Raw genomic sequence first — 19,592 nt, 5'->3', positions numbered from 1 at the left:
GTTTTGTTATTGGCGATTACCTTGATGACTCAAGGTAATCGTCTTGTTTTTTCAACGATAAAGTCGATAAGAAGTCGAACTTGAGATGGAAGATATTCGCGTGACGAATAGTACAGCCAAATAGGGATTGTCTCTCCCCAGCATTCTTCAAGTAAAGGTATGACTTTTCCTTGTTTTAGCTCTTGTTCAAACATCCAATTACCTAAGCAGGCGATCCCCGCACCTAAAAGAGCGGCCTCTTTGGCTGCCGAGAAGTTATTGACGACGAGATTGCCTTTCGGCTCAAGTAAAACGGCGTGGTCGCCCTGTCTTAACCGCCATTTGTGCATTTTTCCTGTAGTGAGCGAGCGCACAGGCAGACAACGATGGTTGTCTAAGTCGTCTAGCGATTTTGGAGTGCCAAACTTATCGATATATGCTTTTGATGCATAAAGCCCTATCTCTGTATGTAGAATAGGTCTTCCGACTAGTCGTGAATCTTCATTTATAGATGCACCAACGCCAAGATCAAAACCCTCTTCGACAATGCTGACGTTTCTATCGTCAAAGCTGATCTCACATATCACCTCGGGGTAAAGTGCCATAAACTCGATGATGATAGGCAGAATGATATCTTGACCGATTGAGCTTGCCGGAAGGTTAACTTTTATTCTTCCTGATATGCGTGTGGGATCGTCAGTTAGCTGGCTGATCACGTTTTGAATAGCGTTGACCGATGGAGAGAGGCTCGCATAAAGCTGCTCGCCCGCTGGGGTAAGACTTAACGAATGTGAGGAGCGCAGGAATAACTTGGTTTGCCACTCTTGCTCAAGCTTACTGATGGCCTTGCTCACCGCAGGAGCCGATACACCAAGTTCTCTGGCAGCCTTAGCAAAGCTGCCAACTTTCGCTACTTGAATGAAGATAGGAAGTTGCGTTGGTAGTGATTTCATTAACCAATAGTTATCTATAGAGTAATTGAAATGAAGCTACAGGTTATGCCTGAATTCGTCAATACTGTATTTAGCCGCACTGCATGGCTGATAAATAAGTGTTGCAGCATGGCTCATTACATTTTAGTTATTGATAGGGTTAGTCAAAATCATGAAAAAACAACTTAGTGCGCTCATTTTGAGTCTCTTCTTTACGATATCCGCCGCGAATGCAAATAGTGACTTAAATACGTTAAGCACAACTTACGATGCTAAAGCGCGTTATGAGATGAGCGAGAACGACGTGAAGAGTTTTGTTTATCAGTGGTTTGCCGCATTTGATCACCAACGAGAGTCAGGTTACTTCGTTAATCGCATTGCTACTCCGGTTAAAATGGAATACCCGGGTACGCCTATCTCTTCTATCGAAGACTTCTTGGCTTGGTACCAAGGTGTCACTGATAACATCGTTTGGAACAGCCACAATATCGTAAGCATGGATGTGCAAGGTGATCAGCAGTCTGGATGGACGGTTTCGTATGACGTGCGTTGGAAAGCAAGGTCTAAAAATAACGAGAGCTACGACATGATAGTGCATCAAGAGCTCAAAGTTATTCGTGTAGGTGATGCATTGAAACTTGCGCAGTTAGAAGCCAAGGTAGTGGAGTAAGGCGGAAAAATGAAAAAGCTAATTGTTCTGTTCTCAATTCTTGCCACCGCTATGACAGCTGCATTTCAAGCCTATTGCGCTGATACCATTCACCTCGCGGCTTACCACGGTAACGAACAGCGAGTGATTGAATTATTGAAAGCTAACCCAGACCCAGATGATAGAGACTCATATGGTGGCACAGCGTTGCATGCTGCTATGTTTCAAGACAATACACGAATTGTCGAGTTATTGATTGACGCGGGATTTGACGTAAATGCTGTGGGGCCAAGAAATGGTTATACACCGCTGCATGATGCTGTGTGGGAAATAATCTCCCTGCATTGAAAATCTTGGTCGAAAATGGTGGAGACACTTCAATCAAAGGCCACGATGGCAATACGCCACTTGACAAAGCTATTGCTGAAAACAAACCCGAGATTGCGGCTTACTTAAGTAGCCTCGAGCAGTAATAGGAGAGCATTATGCAGTATAAAACGACAGACTATGATGTACTCATTCAGCAATATGGTGAGCGAAAGTTCACCAAGAATGATATCAAGAGCTTCGTTCATCGCGTTTTTTCAATGTACGAGCGTGCTACAGTTGGAAAGGACAGAGTACCTGCCGAGGCTTTTGAAGAACTTGTCGACGAGAGTATTCATGTCGATTTTCCTGACTACAAGATTCGCTCTCGCCAAGAGTTTCTTGAGTGGCATCATTGGATTCATGACTTGTTATTATCCGATGATCACGATATCAGAAATATCGATGTTTCTTACTTAGCTAATGGTAAGTATCAAGCGCGATTCGATATTCGGTGGAGAGGGGAGTTTAAGGATGGATCATACACAGATCTTAATCTAGAGCAGTCTTGGATAATGTATGAATCTGATGAACTCGCTCACCCAGTAATTGAGTATTATTTAGCTGTAGTTAAAGATGCAATGCCAGGTATGACTGCGTCTGAAGCGAATAACAGCTAGAAAAGCTTAATATGTGTTGGGGAAGAGAGTAGTCAATTGTGCCCAAAGGTGATCTGTAATGACGTCGGGTACTTGGAGCGATTCAGATTCTCTGTGTACTCCCAAAAAAAAAGCGAACCACTAAGGTTCGCTTCAGACTGCTGACAAAGGTCTAGCTTTCGAGCCAGACCTTTGATCTAATAGGAGTATCGAAATATGGATACTCCGATATGCTTCAAGAACCTTCTCCTCAGCAATACGAACTTGAAATGGTCACTATGGAACAGCTTGTTCCACAAAATCATCTCGTACGAAAATTTGATAATGCCATCGACTTTGAATTCATCAGAGACGAAGTGGCACATCTATACTGCAAAGATAACGGCCGCCCGCCCGTAGACCCTGTTCGTTTATTCAAAATCATTCTGCTTGGCTACCTATTCGGCATCAAAAGTGAGCGCCAACTGGTCAAAGAAATTGAAGTGAACGTCGCCTATCGTTGGTTCTTGCGAATGTCACTGACCGAAAAAGTTATCCATGCTTCGACGTTAAGCCAGAACCGAATTCGACGCTTCAATGGTACTGAAGTCTTTGAGCGCATCTTCAATAACATAGTGCTTCAAGCGATGGAGAAAGGCTTAGTCGCAGGACAGGAGCTCTTCACTGACAGTACACACCTTAAAGCCAATGCTAACAAGAACAAGCACATGAATCGTCTGCGCCCAGTTAGTGCAGGCGCTTATCTTGATATGCTGAATGAAGATGTGGCCGCAGACCGAGAAGCCGAAGGTAAAAATCCATTCAAGGAGACGCCACCAAAGACAGACGTCAAAAACACCAAAGTCAGCACCACCGACCCTGAAAGTGGCTTCATGACCCGGGACAATAAGCCTCAAGGCTTCTTCTATCTTGACCACCGAACCGTGGATGGCAAGCACGGTATAATCATAGACACATACGCAACACCGGGGAATGTGAATGACTCACAGCCCTATATCCGTCGTCTCGACCACACGCTAGAGCAGTTCAACCTCAACCCCATCGCAGTTGGTATCGATGCAGGTTACTTCACAGCGCCTGTTGCTGAATCACTCGAGCGCCGCAGTCTATTAGGTGTGTTCGGGTATCGCCGCCCATCAAGAACTAAGAACAAATTTAAGAAGAAAGACTTCAAATACCAAAAAAGAGACCGATACCTATCGCTGTCCAGAAGGGCAGGAGCTCGTCTATAAAACCACAACACGCGCAGGCTATCGCTCATACGCTTCCGACCCGAAGCAATGTGCGTTTTGCCCCGTTCGGGACGACTGCACCAAGAGTGAAAACATGCAGAAGGTCATAACGCGTCACCTCTACAGCGAGGCGGTGGAGCGAGCCAATCAAATGCGACTCTCTTGCTACGGAAAAAGACGTATCGGAGGCGAAGTGAAACGGTAGAACGAAGCTTCGCCGATGCAAAACAACACCATGGTCACCGTTACGCGCGCTACCGTGGTCTCGCAAAAAGTGCAGATGCAATGTTGGTTAGCCGCTGCCGCTCAAAACATCAAGAAGATAGCGTTGGTGGTGAGCTATCTGCGAAAAATGGGCTTAAATAGGGCAGAAATACGTCAAATACTGGCCTCTGTATGCCGGTTTAGGCTCAACTCACTTCAGAGCGCTATCTAACAAAAAATATCGCGATCGCGGCCTATGGCCGCTCAGAAAAAAGAACCCCGCTTGAAAAAGCGGGGTTCGTCAGCAATCTGAAGCGAACCACTAAGGTTCGCTTTTCAATTTCTAGAAGTTAACCAACTTCATTAATCTTCATAGTTCTCAATCGAAGGACAAGAACAAATTAGATTGCGGTCACCGTACACGTTATCTACACGGTTAACCGTTGGCCAGTACTTCCAAGTTCTCTGGTGAGCAGACGGGAAGCAGCCTAGTTCGCGAGAGTATGGGCGGTCCCATTCCTCTTTTGAAAGGTCAACTTGTGTGTGTGGTGCGTTCACTAGCGGGTTGTTGTCTAGTGGCCATACACCATCTTTCACTTGCGTCATTTCTTCACGGATAGCGATCATCGCTTCACAGAAACGGTCTAGCTCTTCTAGATCTTCAGATTCAGTAGGCTCAACCATAAGTGTGCCCGCTACTGGGAACGACATAGTCGGCGCGTGGAAGCCGTAGTCCATTAGACGCTTAGCGATGTCTTCTTCGCTGATGCCTGTTTCTTCTTTCAGCGGACGAATGTCGATAATACATTCGTGTGCTACGCGGCCGTTGGTGCCACGGTAAAGAACAGGGTAGTGCGGAAGTAGACGTTCCATTACGTAGTTCGCATTTAGGATAGCGACTTTGGTTGCATCCGTTAGGCCAGATTCACCCATCATCGCGATGTATGCCCACGAGATTGGTAGGATTGAAGCACTGCCAAGGTCGGCTGCAGAAACTGCGTAGTCTTCGCCTTCAACACCGTTCTCGATGTGACCTGGTAGGAATGGCGCTAGGTGTGATTTGACGCCGATAGGACCCATACCTGGACCGCCACCACCGTGTGGGATACAGAAGGTTTTGTGTAGGTTAAGGTGCGATACATCAGAACCAATGAAGCCTGGGTTAGTTAGACCAACCTGAGCGTTCATGTTCGCGCCATCTAGGTAAACCTGACCGCCAGCTTCATGAACCATTTCGCACACTTCTTTCACGTGCTCTTCGTACACGCCGTGCGTAGAAGGGTAGGTGATCATGATGCTTGATAGGTTATCACGGTGCTTTTCGATCTTCGCTGCTAGATCGTCAGTATCGATGTTGCCGTTGTCGTCACACTTAACGACAACCACTTTCATTGACACCATAGACGCCGTTGCAGGGTTAGTACCGTGCGCAGAGCTTGGGATCAGACACACGTTACGGTGACCTTCGCCACGGCTTTCGTGGTAGCGCTGGATTGCGATTAGGCCAGCGTACTCACCTGATGCACCTGAGTTAGGCTGAAGTGAGAACTCATCGTAGCCTGTAATTTCACATAGCTTCTTCTTAAGGTCATCCGCTAGGGCTTTGTAGCCCGCTGCTTGGTCAAGTGGTGCGAATGGGTGGATAGAGCCAAACTCAGGCCACGTTACCGGGATCATCTCTGCGGCTGCGTTTAGCTTCATGGTGCAGCTGCCAAGCGGGATCATACCGTGCGTTAGTGAGAAGTCTTTGTTCTCTAGCTGTTTTAGGTAACGCATCATCTGTGTTTCACTGTGGTGAGTGTTAAACACAGGGTGAGTTAGGTAGCGAGAGGTACGACGGCAGTTTTCAGGAATCGCTGCAAACTCGTTGCCAGCAATCTCTGTAGATAGTGTCTCAACGTTTTCTTTTACTTCAAATACAGCAAATAAAACGTTGATGTCTTCGATAGTGGTGGTTTCATCGAAGCTGATACCAATTTGACCTTCTAGCTGACGAAGGTTGATGTCAGATGCTAGCGCTTTTTGGACTAGCTTGTCTGTGTTGTCACCAGTATTAACAGTGATGGTATCGAAGAAGCTGTTGTGAGCTAGTTCATAGCCAGCTTTCGTTAGACCAGCTGCTAGAATTGCCGTCATGTGGTGCGTGCGGCGAGCGATAGTCTTAAGACCTTCTTCACCGTGGTATACCGCGTAGAATGCCGCCATGTTGGCGAGCAATGCTTGCGCAGTACAGATGTTCGATGTCGCTTTTTCGCGGCGGATGTGCTGCTCACGAGTCTGCATTGCCATACGCAAAGCTTGGTTGCCGTTAGTATCGATAGATACACCGATTACACGGCCTGGCATAGTGCGCTTATGCTTATCTTTGGTTGCCATGAACGCAGCGTGTGGACCGCCGTAGCCCATTGGAACGCCAAAGCGTTGTGCAGAGCCGATCACCACGTCTGCGCCCATTTCACCCGCTGGCTTAAGCAGTGCGGAAGCAAGTAGGTCCGTTGCAACGGTAACAAGTGTCTTGTTTGCTTGAGCAGCAGCGATGATGTCTGTTAGGTCGCGAACTTCACCCGTAGTGCCTGGGTATTGAACTAACGCGCCAAATACATCTTGCTCTGGAAGAGACTCTAGAGAACCTACTTGTACTTCAAAGCCGATGAACTCAGCACGAGTTTTAACAACTTCTAGTGTTTGTGGATGAACATCATCTGCCACGAAGAAGACTTTGCTCTTGCTCTTACCTGCACGCTTACACAGCGTCATCGCTTCTGCAGCTGCAGTTGCTTCGTCAAGCAAAGATGCGTTCGCAATCTCCATGCCCGTTAGGTCCATGACCATTTGCTGGTAGTTAAGCAATGACTCAAGGCGACCTTGTGAGATTTCTGGCTGATATGGCGTGTACGCTGTGTACCAACCTGGATTCTCTAGAACGTTTCGCAGAATCACATTTGGTGTGAAGGTGTTGTAGTAACCCTGACCGATGAATGTGCGTTTTACTTGGTTCAAATCCGCGAACTTTTTCATTTCTACCAGCATGTCTGCTTCACTCATTGGAGCTTCTAGCGTCATTGGTTGTTCTAGGCGGATTTGAGCTGGGACAGTCTCGTCGATAAGTGTGTCTAGGTTTAGAACGTTAATCGCGTCCAGCATTTTTTGTTGGTCAGATTTGTTTGGCCCATTGTGGCGAGCAACAAATTCGTTTTGTGTGCTTAGGCTGTTGAGTAATTCAGTCATGTTTCCTTACCTTCTCAAAGATCCTCTGCGAGACCTTTAAAATCGTAGCCCGAACTTCTACTTTGTACGTCATTCTTGCGCAGGCAGGAATCTACTCAAAGCGAGTACCCAACTTAAACAAGATCCCTGCCTGCGCAGGGGTGACTCGTATGTTAGGTTTATTCGGGCAACGGTTGCGTGTTGCTTATTCGTCTTCGATAGACGCTAGGTATTCCTCAGCGCTCTTAAGGCTGTCTAGCTCAGATGCGTCAGACATTTTCACTTTAACGATCCAGCCACCTTCGTATGACTCTTCGTTGATAAGCTCTGGGCTGTCTTCTAGCTCTTCGTTGATTTCAACGATTTCACCTGTGATTGGTGCGTAGATGTCAGATGCTGCCTTTACAGACTCAACTAGAGAGAAGCTTTCACCTGCTTCGATTTCGTCTTCTACTTCTGGTAGGTCAACGAATACTACGTCACCTAGCATTTCTTGAGCGTGCTCTGAAATACCGATAGTCACAGTACCGTCACCGTTGTCGCGTACCCATTCGTGGCTGTCAGAAAACTTCAAAGTGTTGTCCATTGCTTTATCTCCAAAAATTAAGGATGTTTTGTTCTTTAAGTGTAGAGCGGGAAGCGAGCGCACAGCGCCTTCACTTCTTTACGTACGCGTTTCTCGACCTCTGGATTGCCCTCTGGGCTTTCAACTAGGCCGTCCAACACGTCTCCAATCCACTCACCAATAAGTTTAAATTCTTCAGTGCCAAAACCACGTGTGGTTCCAGCTGGCGTCCCTAAGCGAATACCCGATGTAATCATAGGTTTTTCTGTGTCAAACGGGATGCCATTTTTATTACATGTGATGCCAGCACGCTCTAGGGCTTCTTCTGCTTTGTTGCCTTTTAGGCCTTTTGGACGCAGGTCAACCAGCATTAGATGAGTGTCAGTGCCGCCAGTCACGATGTCGCAACCGCGAGTTTGCAATACTTCAGAAAGTACTTTTGCGTTCGCGATCACTGAATCGATATAAGTTGAAAATTGTGGGCCTAGCGCCTCACCGAACGCGACTGCTTTTGCTGCAATTACGTGCATCAGCGGACCGCCTTGAAGGCCAGGGAATACCGCTGAGTTGATTTTCTTAATGATGTCTTCGTGGTTGGTCAGGATCATGCCACCACGAGGGCCACGCAGTGTTTTGTGTGTTGTTGTAGTAACAACGTGTGCGTGCGGTAATGGGCTAGGGTGTGCACCTGTCGCAATCAGACCTGCGATGTGCGCCATGTCGACCATTAGGATCGCGCCAACTTCGTCAGCGATTTCACGGAACTTAGCAAAGTCGATAACGCGAGGAATCGCACTACCACCTGCGATGATCATTTTTGGTTTGTGTTCTACAGCTAGAGCACGTACGTCGTCGTAGTTTATTTCTAGTGTTTCTTTGTCCACACCGTACTGAACGGCGTTAAACCATTTACCAGAAAGTGCAGGGCGAGCACCGTGTGTAAGGTGACCACCGGCATCAAGTGACATGCCCATGATAGTGTCGCCAGGCTGAAGAAGCGCTAGTTTTACTGCACCGTTAGCTTGAGCTCCTGAGTGAGGTTGAACGTTTGCGTATTCGCACTTAAAAAGAGACTTAGCGCGTTCGATAGCGATGGCTTCCACGGTATCAACGTGCTCACAACCACCGTAATAACGACGGTTAGGGTAGCCTTCTGCGTATTTATTGGTTAGGCACGTGCCTTGTGCTTGCATGACTGCTTTTGAAACGATGTTTTCAGAAGCAATCAGCTCGATTTGGTCGTTCTGGCGAGCGAACTCTGCTTGGATTCCGGTGAACACAGCATCGTCTGTCGCAGACAAATTGGTTGAGAAGAAGTTTTCTAGGCTGTGATTAGGATAGCTTTTTGAGTACTGAGCATTCATGGCGTTGAACCTTCCATTATCCAATCGACGTTTGTGTTTGTCATTGTGTCGATTGAGTCGTGTCTTAGTACTGTAAGAACAGTCAACCTGTTCAAAACAGCGGTGCGAATAAGTCCCAATAGGTAGGACAAAAATCATTCAGTAAACGGGCTGGAGAGTAGGGGATTTCCATTGGCTCACCAGCTCGCAAGTGTATCTCTTCATCTAACAAGCCGATAACATACCTCTGTCAGCCCAAACAATCAATCAGAAATTTCCTATAGGAAACACAGTTTCCAAAAATGTTATCGAGAGCACGCTTTATTTTTATACATGGTCTTTAATATAGAAGTCGCTTCATGCAACAATGAAATTGCAATACAGGAAGTCATGAATAAGAAGGATCGCATGTCAGAAGACATCTACGATGAGTATCCGTCCCTAACGTTGGCCAGAGAGTCGACGGACGAAAATATAGAACCTCTGAAACTGGGAGAGCGCATCAAGGACATTCGTTCTAAGATGGGGCTCACGCTCGAAGAAGCGAGCCAGCGAACAGGGCTTGCGCGCTCTACATTGAGCAAGATTGAAAACGAGCAGATCTCTCCGACCTTTCAGGCGATGCAAAAGCTGGCTTCAGGTCTGCATATCGACATGCCTCAACTCTTTGAGCCGCCTAAGAAAAAAGTCGCGACAGGGCGTCGTGACTTTACCAAGCGCGGAGAAGGAAAACCGCACCCTACACCAACGTATGAACACGAGCTTTTAGCGACGCAATTATCTAACAAGAAGATGATGCCATTCAAAAGCACAGTCAGAGCGCGTAATTTTGAAGAATACAGTGATTGGGTAAGGCACGATGGTGAAGAATTTTTGCTGATTTTATCTGGTCAAGTGATGTTCTTTTCTGAGTTTTATGAACCTATGTCAATGAGTGAAGGAGATAGCGTTTACTACGATGCGAACATGGGGCATATGCTCATCTCAACCAGTGAAGAAGACGCTCATATTCTCTGGGTGACGGCGAAATAATCGCCAGTTGATTAAGTTTCTTATAATAAAGGCAAACGTTTGCTTTGTTGCGAAAATGCCCTGATAAAGCGCGGTTTTGACGGTAATCTCGTCGAAATGGCGCTTTTTTATTGACAGTAATGCTGTAAATAAGATGTTAAATGTCACATTTTGCGGTGTTTGTATCTTGTTAAATGAGAAAAATACCCGCATTCTTGTTCACTATAGGAAACATGGTTTCCTGGTGGTGAACTCTTCACCATTCAGGTTACTCATTTAATGGATACCGATTGAATCCATCGGACATGCGTAAGTCAGTAAACTTGCGCAGATGAAGATAGTGAACCACTCACCTTACAACAGGAGCAGGACTCACTGAAATGTGGTCCAACCCAATGGAGATTACAATGGCTCAAGAACAAGCAACCCAAGATCTATTGAAAACACCTTTGCATGCATTACACGTAAGTGTTGGCGCTAAGATGGTGCCATTTGCTGGCTACGATATGCCGGTTCAATACCCATTGGGTGTAAAGAAGGAACACCTTCACTGTCGTGATGCTGCGGGGTTGTTTGATGTGTCACACATGGGACAAATTCGTCTCCACGGTGCAAACGCTGCCAAAATCCTAGAGACATTGGTTCCTGTCGATATTATTGACTTGCCAGCGGGTAAACAGCGCTATGCGTTCTTTACTAATGAGCAAGGCGGCATCATGGATGATCTTATGGTGGCAAACCTAGGCGATCATCTGTTTGTTGTCGTCAACGCGGCATGTAAAGCGCAAGATATTGCCCACCTGCAAGCGCACCTTGACGAAGGTGTTGAGATGGAAGTGATCGAAGATCGCGCGCTACTTGCACTTCAAGGCCCTAAAGCGGCAGAGGTCTTGGCTCGCATTCAGCCAGAAGTGGCTGAGATGCTGTTTATGGATGTTCGTAAACTGGATATCAACGGTGTTGAGTGCATCGTTAGCCGCTCTGGTTACACTGGTGAGGACGGTTACGAAATCTCAGTGCCGTCTGAGAATGCAGAAGCTTTGGCACAGGCACTAACCGAGTATGAAGAAGTCGAGTGGATCGGCCTTGGTGCTCGTGACTCGCTGCGTCTTGAGTGTGGTCTGTGTTTGTACGGTCATGACCTAGACACGACGACGACACCGGTTGAAGCAAGCCTATTGTGGGGTATTCAGAAAGTACGTCGTAATGACGGTGAGCGTGCGGGTGGCTTCCCAGGTGCGGATATCGTTCTAAACCAAATCGAAACCAAAGATGTAGCTCGCAAACGTATCGGCTTGATTGGCCAAACTAAAGCGCCAGTGCGTGAGGGCGCGAAACTGTTTGATGCTAATGATAATGAAATCGGTATCGTGACCAGTGGTACTGCGGGTCCAACAGCAGGTAAGCCAGTGTCTATGGGTTATGTTAAGACCGAGTTTGCTGCAATTGGCACGGAAGTATTTGCAGAAGTACGTGGTAAAAAACTGGCGATGACGGTAGAGAAAATGCCGTTTGTACCTCAGCGTTACTACCGTGGCTAAGCTTGTTTAGCTCATGAAAGCGCCCTAGAGACACTCTCTCGGTTTTGCTATCCACTTCAAAAGCACCACTGTAAGACAGTGGTGCTTTTTTGTCTGAATTTTGTCATCCTGTGAGAAGCTTAAAAACTTATGGAATTGAAGACGGTTACTATCAGCGGTCACTGATAATAAGCGCCATGATAGGCGTATCGTAGCTGTACACACGAAAGGAGTATCGTTTAGTGTTTCAAAGCTTATTTTCTCGCAGTCCTGTCTCGACTGCTATTTTGGCAACCAGTTTAGGTCTAGCATCATTTGGCGCGCACGCAACAGATGCCGTTGAGAATAGTACACCTGTCGCACCATATATTGTGAATGGTAACGTTGCGAACATTGATGACTATCGCTCATTCATCTCACTGTTTTCCGATCCAACAGGCTATACAAACTATTCTATTGAAGGTCCGTTGTGCGGTGCTACCTTGCTTAATCAAGAGTATGTATTAACCGCAGCGCACTGTTTTTACGGCAGTGACAACAATGCTAAGTGGAACCGACTCTTTACAGTTGCAGTGACTGAGCTTCAAGACTCAAGCGAAGCGGGTAACGCTGAGCGTCTGCGAATTGCAGAGATTTACATGCACCCTAACTACAAGGATGGCGAGCGTTATCTCTGGTCAAATGACATTGCCATCTTAAAGCTAGCGACACCAGCGACTCGAGGTGAGCTTGTAAACTATGGTTTTTCAAAGGACTATCGAAACGAACCGGCAAGTTTTAAGGCGGTTGGGCATGGTGATACGAGAACTGGATTCGACGATTCCACCGATTTGCTCCAGGTGTCGCTTAATTATGTCACTGATAGTCAATGCCAAGCATTTGGCTTAAGTAATGTGCGTGATGATTACATTTGTTTTAGTGGTGACTACAGTGCGGTGACACAACTCAATGGCGGCACATGCCAAGGCGATTCTGGTGGACCTGTCTATTGGAATGATAATGGTCGTCTGGTACAAGTAGGGATTACGAGCTTTGGTCCGACAACCTGTGGCGATCCATCAATACCAGTAACCTCTGTATTTACTGAGGTGGCCGATCATTACGATTGGATTGAATCTGTATTAGGCGGTCACGAAACGGCAACCTATACGATTTCAGAACAAGACCGCATAGACTTTGGTCAAACCATATCACCAACTCCGAATGTGTCTACTTCTGGCAGCGGTGGCGGTGGTAGTATGTCTTTACTATTTGGCTCCCTGTTAGCTTTAGTAGGTTGGTCACGTCGTAGAAGACAGTGATTATCTATCTTTATGATCCTTAATGTAAAACGCCGCGTGTTTCACGCGGCGTTTTTTGTTGTCTACTGGCTCATTGTTAAGACTTGTTTAATCGAACCTAACGGATCGTTCGTAACACTCTATACTGAAAGTGAGAGCTAAATCACGTTAACTCCCACAGATTATTCAGAAAAGGAGATTCCGAATGAATCTAAGCGTGAAATCCGCGTTGATTGCATCCATTCTGCTGCCTTTTGCTTTGGCGGTCGGCAAAGCGCACGCCGAAAACGTCGAAGTGGCTCCGATGATTGTAAATGGTACTAACGCCTCGATACTTGATTTCCCGTCATTCGTGAGCCTGTACATCGACTCTCTAGAGTATGATGGACGCTACTCGTCGGGAGCGTATTGTGGGGGGACTTTACTTAACAATACGCATGTAATGACGGCAGGGCACTGCTTGTCGAGCTTCGACACCTATGATGAAGGTGCCGTTTTATTTACCAGTGCGGTTGTTGGGTTAGAGAATGAAAACCGCTTTTTAAATGCAGAAAAGCAGCGGGTAGAAGCTGTATTCTTTCATCCTAATTTTGAGAACAATATCTCTCGATTGTTACCCAATGACATAGTGGTCTTGCGACTTGAGCAAGCGGTCAATGGCGGCAGTTCAGTAATGCGTGCTACCTCCGCTGAAGCATCGCTTTATCGCAGTTTCTCTGCCTCTTTTGTGGCTCTCGGTCATGGGGATGTAGCAACGGGAGTTTCTGGGACGTCGATTCTGCAAAGAGCAGACCTTTTTTGGGTCACTAATCTTACTTGCGCTAACAACTTCACCAATGGACGCTTCCTAACTGACAAACAAATTTGCTTTAGTGGTGCGACGTCTATTTCCAACGGATTGAAAGCCGGAACTTGTCAGGGCGATTCGGGCGGTCCTATCTATTGGGATGACAACGGAACATTTAAACAGGTAGGTATTACGAGTTTCGGGCCGGCAACTTGCGGCGACTCTTCGTCAGATGTTACGGCGGCTTATACAGAAGTCGCGGATTATGTTGACTGGATTGACAGTGTGTTAGCTGGGCAAGAAATACCAACCGTCACGGTGACAGAGCAAGATAGATTGGATTACCTTGCGTTAAATGGTCGTGTTATTTATCAAGGTGGAACCATCAGTACGACGGAAGGCGATGGTGGCGGCGGAGAGTGGTCTTTGTGGCTATCACTCGGTCTGTTGTCTCTGGCTGTGCTTCGAAGGCGTGAACCAGAATAACAGAACTAAAAAAAGCGCTGCGAGGGCAGCGCTATTAAAATTCCACTATTGGGGGTGAGTGGATGGTTCGCCCAAGTGTCACTTGGGCTTGTCGCAATTAAGCCGCAGCGAGTGCTTTGTCGTCAGCGCGACGCTTTAGGAATGCGTAAGTAAAGCCAGTGACTGCCGTACCTGCTGCAATCGCTACCAAGTACATTAGCACTGGAGAAATTGCACCTGGGATTAGTAGTACGAACAGACCGCCGTGTGGAGCCATCAATTTCGCACCAATCAGCATAGAAAGCGCACCCGTTAACGCACCACCGATCATGCATGAAGGGATAACACGTACAGGGTCTTTCGCTGCAAATGGAATCGCACCTTCAGAAATAAAGCACATACCGAGTACGAATGATGCTTTGCCCGCTTCGCGCTCTCCCGCTTCGAATTTGTCTTTCGCTAGGAATGTCGCTAGACCCATGCCAAGTGCAGGTACCATACCCGCAGCCATGATCGCTGCCATTGGCGCGTAAGTTTGAGAAGCCAATAGACCCACACCAAAGGTGTATGCCGCTTTGTTTACTGGGCCGCCCAAATCGAAACACATCATTGCGCCAAGTAGCACACCTAGGAGAACCGCGTTTGCACTACCCATGTTGTTTAGGAAGTCGGTTAGACCCGCCATAATGCCAGAAACCGGGCCGCCAACGATGTAAATCATCACAAGGCCGGTGAACAAGCTAGCAATAAATGGAATGATCAAGATTGGCTTGAGCGCTTCCATTGATTGAGGGAGGCTGACTTTGTCGGCAATCAGTTTCGCAGAGTAACCCGCTAAGAAACCAGCCACAATACCACCGAGGAATCCTGCGCCTGTTGAGCTCGCTAGCATGCCGCCAATAAGACCAGGAGCTAGGCCAGGACGGTCAGCAATTGAGAATGCAATGTAACCCGCAAGAACAGGGATCATTAGGGCAAAGGCGCTACCGCCACCAATAGTCATGAGCGCAGCTGCTAATGTGCCTTCTTCTTTAAACGCTTCGATACCGAATACAAACGATAGGGCGATGATCAAACCACCAGCTACGACAACAGGAAGCATGTGCGATACACCTGTCATCAGGTGTTTATAAACGCCTTTCTTCTCTTCAGTTCCACCCGATTGGCTTGCGCCAGCGGTGTGTTTGTAAGGCGTGGCTTCAACAAATGCTTTGTTGATCTCTTGTTCGGTCTTTTTAAGTGCTAGACCTGTGCTGGTTTTGTACATCGACTTACCGTCGAAACGATCGAGAGGTACTTCGATATCAGCAGCGATGATGACTAGGTCAGCATCGGCAATCTCTTGCGCTGTCAGTTGGTTTTTAGCACCAACAGAGCCACGAGTTTCTACTTTGATAGTGTGGCCGAGGCGTTTCCCTTCTTCTTCTAGCGCTTCTGCTGCCATGAAGGTGTGTGCCACGCCAGTAGGGCAGGCAGTAATCGCCACGATCTTCTTCGCGCCGTTTGCAGACTGTTCAGGCGCTGATGCTACTGCGACACCTTGCTCTAGTTCGGTTGCTTTTTCGATAGCATCCGTCAGGAATGCTTTTGGATCAGACGTACATTCTGAGATGCTCGCTTGATAGACTTTTTTACCCACAAAACGCTGTGTATCAACCGGCGTATTTGCCGCAATAACAATAACGTCGGCTTCGCTGATTTGTGCATCGCTAAGTGTTTGCGTTTCAACCACACTGGAATGACATTCGACGTTTGCCTCATGTCCTAACGCTTTTGCTGCTTGGTCTAATAGACCCGCCGCGATAATGCTGTTTGCTACGCCACTAGGGCAAGCGGTAATAATTGAAATTTTCATAGGTTCGACCTTCGTGTCCATTTGCCACAAGAATCTAAGTCAAAGACTTAGGAAAATTAGTGGCTAAGCTTTTGTAACTCTATTTTTTGTTGTAGGGATAAAACTTCGTCCACATCCGAAACACCTACGCCAACTTGACTAACAGCCAGTGCAGACAGAGCGGTTGCGAAAGAGAGTAATTCTGTTTTTGGCTTAGATTGCATGTGTCCCCAACATAGACCTGCAACTAAGGTGTCGCCCGCACCAACGGTGCTAACGACGGACATTTTTGGTGGCTTAGCTTGTAGCCATTCGCCGTTTTCAAGCCACAACACGCCTTCAGCACCCATGGAGACGACGATATTGGCAATGCCTTTGTCAGACAGTGACTCGGCAGCTTCAAGACATTGTTCTTGTGTCGTTAAATGGCGACCAACGAACTGGGATAGCTCTTCATCGTTTGGTTTGATCAACCAAGGCTTAGAGTCCAGTCCTTTTGCCAGCGCATCACGGCTGCTATCGAATAAAACGCGCTTACCGTTTTCTTGAAGAAGCTTAATCCAAACGGCGCATTGCTCGGGCGTAATACCACGAGGTAGGCTGCCAGCGAACACGAAGTAATCGTGCTCTTTCATTAATTCATTAAGGGTTTGTTCAAATGCGTCGATAGCGTCAGTGTTGACTTCGACGCCAGGAAAGTTGATATCACTAACGTCACCGTTCGCTTCCACAAGTTTTACGTTGATGCGAGTTGAACCCGCTACGCGAACAAACTTGTCTTGTGCACCCATATCAGCGAACAGTTGGCAGAATAACTCTTGGTTATCTGTGCCCAGAAAGCCTGTTACTGTGACATCTGCACCGAGATCACTTAGGACTTTGGCAACGTTGACGCCTTTACCAGCGGCATGCAAAGAACCTTGATTGACGAGGCTCACTGAGCCCTTGTTCAGCGTGTCTAAGCTACCAGTCAAATCCAATGCTGGGTTAAGTGTGATGGTGACGACTTTGTTTGTAACTGTCATAACCGACTCCTTAGCCTTCACCTAGACCAGAAGCAATGGCTTTGCCAATCGCTTCCAATGCTTCACCAGCATCTGTACCTTCAGCACTGAACTGCAGCTCGTGGCCGTGTTTCACACCAAGAGCGATAACCTTCATAAGGCTTTTCGCGTTTACTGCTTTGCCATCGCCATTTAGGTTCGACACCTTGATAGACGATTCGAATTTCTTCGCTTCTGCAACCAGCATCGCGCCCGGACGAGCATGAAGACCGTGAGCATTTTTAATCTTGAATACAGCCACGTTGCCATCTTCAGAACTCGCAGCTTGAACTTCTTCGCCCGTGAAGAAACCAAGTACTTGTTCCGCAGACAGCGAAAGCAGTTTGTCTTGCTCTTGCTTGAAGACCACTTCGGTGATTTTATTGAGCATAGGTTGGTGTGCGTTGTTACACGCTGCAAAGGCTATCAGCCCTTGTACTGGCGTCCCGTCAAGGTCGCACTGATTAATCGTAGAAACAAACGCCATACCTGTACGTGTTACCGCTTTATCGCTACTAACCAGCCACAGACCTTTACCAAGGTGAGTAGGGGACTTAGTAACGAGATCAGCAACGAATTCAGCGCCGGCGCCACCGGTGTTTTTAAGTAGGCCACCAGCAACGGCTGCCATCTGAACCATGTCGCTTGCTGGGAAGTTAAGTTGGATTAACGAAGCATCGAAATCTGCTTCCAGCTGCACGTCACCGTTAAGCAGGGCGATGATGTCTTTCTCGCTCTTAGCTTGTTTTAGCTTTTGTTCTACACCGTCAGCTGAAAGGATCTTCGTTAGCTGTTTTAAGATGCCTAGGTGCTCGTCAGACTTCGCCGCGATACCAATGGCAACGTACGCCACATTGCCATCCCCCCAATCTACGCCGTTAGGGAAGTGATGAACGGCAACGCCAGTTTGCTTAACAAGATCTCGGGTATCGGTAGTGCCGTGAGGAATGGCGATACCATTGCCTAGAAATGTTGAGTTTTGAGCCTCGCGATTTAGCATGCCATCAACGTAGCCATCTTGTACCAAGCCTTTAGAGGTTAGGTCGGCAGCGATCGCTTTGATAGCGTTAAGTTTGTTATCGGAGGATTGATTTAGTGTAATCGTGTTCGTGTCGAGTTGAAGCATAGTTGCTCACCTGTTTAATTCTATTTAAGAACCGATTCTCGTTTGCTTGACGCTTACTGCTTTAAGCTTAACTGAATCGATTCAGCAAAAATCTCAAAAAAAGTCAGCATGTCCTTTGCTGTTGTCTTGGTGGTCTTTTTTATGGAGTTGCTACTCACAAGGATGCGTAATTCTCTGCATCAGACTTAGCGCCACTCTTGTCTATGTTCACTGTCTGTCCACTATCATTATGGACCAAATTCTAAAACTGTGAACTTTGCTGAATCCTTTCAGCTTTTATACTGAACCGATTCAGCATATAATTCAATTTATCAGTTGGCTTGGAATTCATTTATATGATCCATCGCACAGAAAAGGATCGAAACATGACTCTCGACGAGATAGCGAAATTAGCTGGCGTGTCTAAAACGACCGCGAGCTACGTCATCAATGGCAAAGCTCAAAAGTATAGAATTTCTGAAAAAACACAGCGCAAAGTGATGGCGGTCGTTGAAGAACATAACTATCGACCAGACCACGCTGCGTCTTCTTTGCGAGCAGGGCAGAGCCGTTCGTTTGGTCTGATCATCCCTGACCTTGAGAACACCAGTTACGCGCGCATCGCAAAACTGCTTGAACAGAACTCTCGTAAAGCGGGTTTTCAGATACTCATTGGCTGTTCTGATGATGATCCGGACACCGAAAGGCTGGTGGCGGATGCTCTAATATCACGCCGTATCGACGCGCTGTTTGTTGCCAGTGCTATCGCCGATGCCAGCGACTACTACTTGTCGATTCAGCAGCGCGGTACACCTGTAATCGCTATCGACCGTAGTCTAGATGATGAACACTTCAGTTGTGTAATTAGTGAGGATCATGGTGCCGCTTATGACCTCACGCAGTCTGTTATCGATGAGCAGGTTGAGACAATAGGGTTGATCGGTGCGCTGCCTGATCTGAACATATCTCGCGAACGTCAGTTGGGCTTTGAAACGGCGGTAAAGGAGAAGCAGCTTGCGTCACAAGTCGCTTATGGCGATCACTTTAACAGTGACGAAGGCAAGCGTGTGCTTATGGAGTGGATAGAGCAAGGGCAACTCCCTGATGCGCTAGTTACGACGTCGTACACCTTGCTAGAAGGTGTGCTGGATGTGTTGATAGAAAAACCAGAGCTTATGGGCAAGATTAAAATTGGTACCTTTGGTGATAACCGCTTGCTCGATTTTCTGCCATTACGAGTAAACTCATTGCCTCAGCAGTTCGAGCTTATTTGTGATAGCGCCCTTGAGCTTGCTCTTAACGGTTCTGCTAAACGCTATAAACCGGGAGTTGAACTCATTCCGCGTAAGTTGAAGGTTCGATAGACCAACAGAGACAAATGAAGGCGTGTTACCCGAGCGCAATGCTAAAGTAGCACGCCAAATTTTTATTTCCATTTCCGTCACTTAACTGAAATCTTTCTCGATTCTTG

Annotated in this window: 16 protein-coding genes and 1 pseudogene; 10 read left to right on the top strand and 7 right to left on the bottom strand. The window is 47.1% G+C overall.

The window, feature by feature from the left end; genetic code table 11:
• Positions 1-29: 29 nt before the first annotated feature.
• Positions 30-932, bottom strand: coding sequence for a LysR family transcriptional regulator (locus AC6I8U_RS18560; RefSeq protein ID WP_498019237.1), 903 nt, complete (start codon positions 930-932; stop codon positions 30-32).
• Positions 933-1,083: 151 nt separating this feature from the next.
• On the opposite strand from AC6I8U_RS18560, the gene AC6I8U_RS18555 reads away from it, so the two are divergent.
• The 5 genes and pseudogenes from AC6I8U_RS18555 (at position 1,084) to AC6I8U_RS18535 (ending at position 4,193) form a co-directional block, all read left to right on the top strand.
• Positions 1,084-1,581 carry a hypothetical protein gene (locus AC6I8U_RS18555; RefSeq protein WP_498019236.1) on the top strand — a complete coding sequence of 166 codons (498 nt, stop codon included), beginning with the start codon at positions 1,084-1,086 and terminating at the stop codon, positions 1,579-1,581.
• A 9-nt stretch (positions 1,582-1,590) separates the two neighbouring features.
• Positions 1,591-1,908, top strand: coding sequence for an ankyrin repeat domain-containing protein (locus AC6I8U_RS18550; protein ID WP_498019235.1), 318 nt, complete (start codon positions 1,591-1,593; stop codon positions 1,906-1,908).
• Positions 1,884-2,033, top strand: a complete 150-nt coding sequence (locus AC6I8U_RS18545) for an ankyrin repeat domain-containing protein (protein ID WP_498019234.1) — start codon at positions 1,884-1,886, stop codon at positions 2,031-2,033. Before AC6I8U_RS18550 ends, AC6I8U_RS18545 begins: the two co-directional genes overlap by 25 nt.
• 12 nt (positions 2,034-2,045) lie before the next feature.
• Positions 2,046-2,546, top strand: a complete 501-nt coding sequence (locus AC6I8U_RS18540; protein ID WP_498019233.1) for a hypothetical protein — start codon at positions 2,046-2,048, stop codon at positions 2,544-2,546.
• 209 nt (positions 2,547-2,755) lie between these two features.
• A pseudogene (locus tag AC6I8U_RS18535) lies at positions 2,756-4,193 on the top strand (IS1182 family transposase).
• A 131-nt stretch (positions 4,194-4,324) separates the two neighbouring features.
• Here the strand turns inward: AC6I8U_RS18535 and gcvP are convergent.
• The 3 genes from gcvP to AC6I8U_RS18520 form a co-directional block, all read right to left on the bottom strand.
• Entirely contained in the window at positions 4,325-7,189 is a 2,865-nt protein-coding gene (gcvP, locus tag AC6I8U_RS18530) for an aminomethyl-transferring glycine dehydrogenase (protein WP_498019232.1), read from the bottom strand.
• A gap of 184 nt (positions 7,190-7,373) precedes the next feature.
• Positions 7,374-7,754 (bottom strand): glycine cleavage system protein GcvH, encoded by a 381-nt coding sequence (gene gcvH, locus AC6I8U_RS18525; RefSeq protein WP_498019231.1) that lies wholly within the window; start codon positions 7,752-7,754, stop codon positions 7,374-7,376.
• A gap of 35 nt (positions 7,755-7,789) precedes the next feature.
• Positions 7,790-9,097 carry a serine hydroxymethyltransferase gene (locus AC6I8U_RS18520; RefSeq protein ID WP_112462898.1) on the bottom strand — a complete coding sequence of 436 codons (1,308 nt, stop codon included), beginning with the start codon at positions 9,095-9,097 and terminating at the stop codon, positions 7,790-7,792.
• Between the two features lie 387 nt (positions 9,098-9,484).
• Between AC6I8U_RS18520 and AC6I8U_RS18515 the strand changes: the two genes are divergently transcribed.
• From AC6I8U_RS18515 to AC6I8U_RS18500, 4 genes are all read left to right on the top strand, one after another.
• Positions 9,485-10,108 (top strand): helix-turn-helix domain-containing protein, encoded by a 624-nt coding sequence (locus AC6I8U_RS18515; RefSeq protein WP_498019598.1) that lies wholly within the window; start codon positions 9,485-9,487, stop codon positions 10,106-10,108.
• 386 nt (positions 10,109-10,494) lie between these two features.
• Positions 10,495-11,628 carry a glycine cleavage system aminomethyltransferase GcvT gene (gene gcvT / locus AC6I8U_RS18510; protein ID WP_498019230.1) on the top strand — a complete coding sequence of 378 codons (1,134 nt, stop codon included), beginning with the start codon at positions 10,495-10,497 and terminating at the stop codon, positions 11,626-11,628.
• A gap of 221 nt (positions 11,629-11,849) precedes the next feature.
• Positions 11,850-12,908 (top strand): S1 family peptidase, encoded by a 1,059-nt coding sequence (locus AC6I8U_RS18505; protein ID WP_498019229.1) that lies wholly within the window; start codon positions 11,850-11,852, stop codon positions 12,906-12,908.
• Between the two features lie 184 nt (positions 12,909-13,092).
• Positions 13,093-14,160 (top strand): S1 family peptidase, encoded by a 1,068-nt coding sequence (locus AC6I8U_RS18500; RefSeq protein WP_498019228.1) that lies wholly within the window; start codon positions 13,093-13,095, stop codon positions 14,158-14,160.
• A gap of 97 nt (positions 14,161-14,257) precedes the next feature.
• On the opposite strand, the gene fruA is transcribed toward AC6I8U_RS18500, so the two are convergent.
• Genes fruA through fruB form a run of 3 tightly spaced genes read right to left on the bottom strand, consistent with a single transcriptional unit; the run spans position 14,258 to position 18,142 of the window.
• Positions 14,258-15,994 carry a PTS fructose transporter subunit IIBC gene (gene fruA / locus AC6I8U_RS18495; RefSeq protein ID WP_498019227.1) on the bottom strand — a complete coding sequence of 579 codons (1,737 nt, stop codon included), beginning with the start codon at positions 15,992-15,994 and terminating at the stop codon, positions 14,258-14,260.
• A gap of 56 nt (positions 15,995-16,050) precedes the next feature.
• Positions 16,051-16,998, bottom strand: a complete 948-nt coding sequence (pfkB, locus tag AC6I8U_RS18490) for a 1-phosphofructokinase (protein ID WP_498019226.1) — start codon at positions 16,996-16,998, stop codon at positions 16,051-16,053.
• Positions 16,999-17,008: 10 nt separating this feature from the next.
• Complete coding sequence (gene fruB, locus AC6I8U_RS18485; protein WP_498019225.1) at positions 17,009-18,142, bottom strand: fused PTS fructose transporter subunit IIA/HPr protein; 1,134 nt, start codon at positions 18,140-18,142, stop codon at positions 17,009-17,011.
• A 365-nt stretch (positions 18,143-18,507) separates the two neighbouring features.
• On the opposite strand from fruB, the gene cra reads away from it, so the two are divergent.
• Positions 18,508-19,485 (top strand): catabolite repressor/activator, encoded by a 978-nt coding sequence (cra, locus tag AC6I8U_RS18480; RefSeq protein WP_498019224.1) that lies wholly within the window; start codon positions 18,508-18,510, stop codon positions 19,483-19,485.
• Positions 19,486-19,592 lie beyond the last annotated feature (107 nt).

The sequence above is a fragment of the Vibrio sp. KUL80 genome, from assembly GCF_059725495.1.
This window is presented reverse-complemented; position numbering and strand designations above follow the sequence as displayed.

Bases quoted from the DNA above. Each gene is read 5' to 3' on its own strand.
- AC6I8U_RS18560 (WP_498019237.1), bottom strand. From the start codon at position 932: ATGAAATCACTACCAACGCAACTTCCTATCTTCATTCAAGTAGCGAAA.
- AC6I8U_RS18555 (WP_498019236.1), top strand. From the start codon at position 1,084: ATGAAAAAACAACTTAGTGCGCTCATTTTGAGTCTCTTCTTTACGATA.
- AC6I8U_RS18550 (WP_498019235.1), top strand. From the start codon at position 1,591: ATGAAAAAGCTAATTGTTCTGTTCTCAATTCTTGCCACCGCTATGACA.
- AC6I8U_RS18540 (WP_498019233.1), top strand. From the start codon at position 2,046: ATGCAGTATAAAACGACAGACTATGATGTACTCATTCAGCAATATGGT.
- gcvP (WP_498019232.1), bottom strand. From the start codon at position 7,189: ATGACTGAATTACTCAACAGCCTAAGCACACAAAACGAATTTGTTGCT.
- gcvH (WP_498019231.1), bottom strand. From the start codon at position 7,754: ATGGACAACACTTTGAAGTTTTCTGACAGCCACGAATGGGTACGCGAC.
- AC6I8U_RS18520 (WP_112462898.1), bottom strand. From the start codon at position 9,097: ATGAATGCTCAGTACTCAAAAAGCTATCCTAATCACAGCCTAGAAAAC.
- AC6I8U_RS18515 (WP_498019598.1), top strand. From the start codon at position 9,485: ATGTCAGAAGACATCTACGATGAGTATCCGTCCCTAACGTTGGCCAGA.
- gcvT (WP_498019230.1), top strand. From the start codon at position 10,495: ATGGCTCAAGAACAAGCAACCCAAGATCTATTGAAAACACCTTTGCAT.
- AC6I8U_RS18500 (WP_498019228.1), top strand. From the start codon at position 13,093: ATGAATCTAAGCGTGAAATCCGCGTTGATTGCATCCATTCTGCTGCCT.
- fruA (WP_498019227.1), bottom strand. From the start codon at position 15,994: ATGAAAATTTCAATTATTACCGCTTGCCCTAGTGGCGTAGCAAACAGC.
- pfkB (WP_498019226.1), bottom strand. From the start codon at position 16,998: ATGACAGTTACAAACAAAGTCGTCACCATCACACTTAACCCAGCATTG.
- fruB (WP_498019225.1), bottom strand. From the start codon at position 18,142: ATGCTTCAACTCGACACGAACACGATTACACTAAATCAATCCTCCGAT.
- cra (WP_498019224.1), top strand. From the start codon at position 18,508: ATGACTCTCGACGAGATAGCGAAATTAGCTGGCGTGTCTAAAACGACC.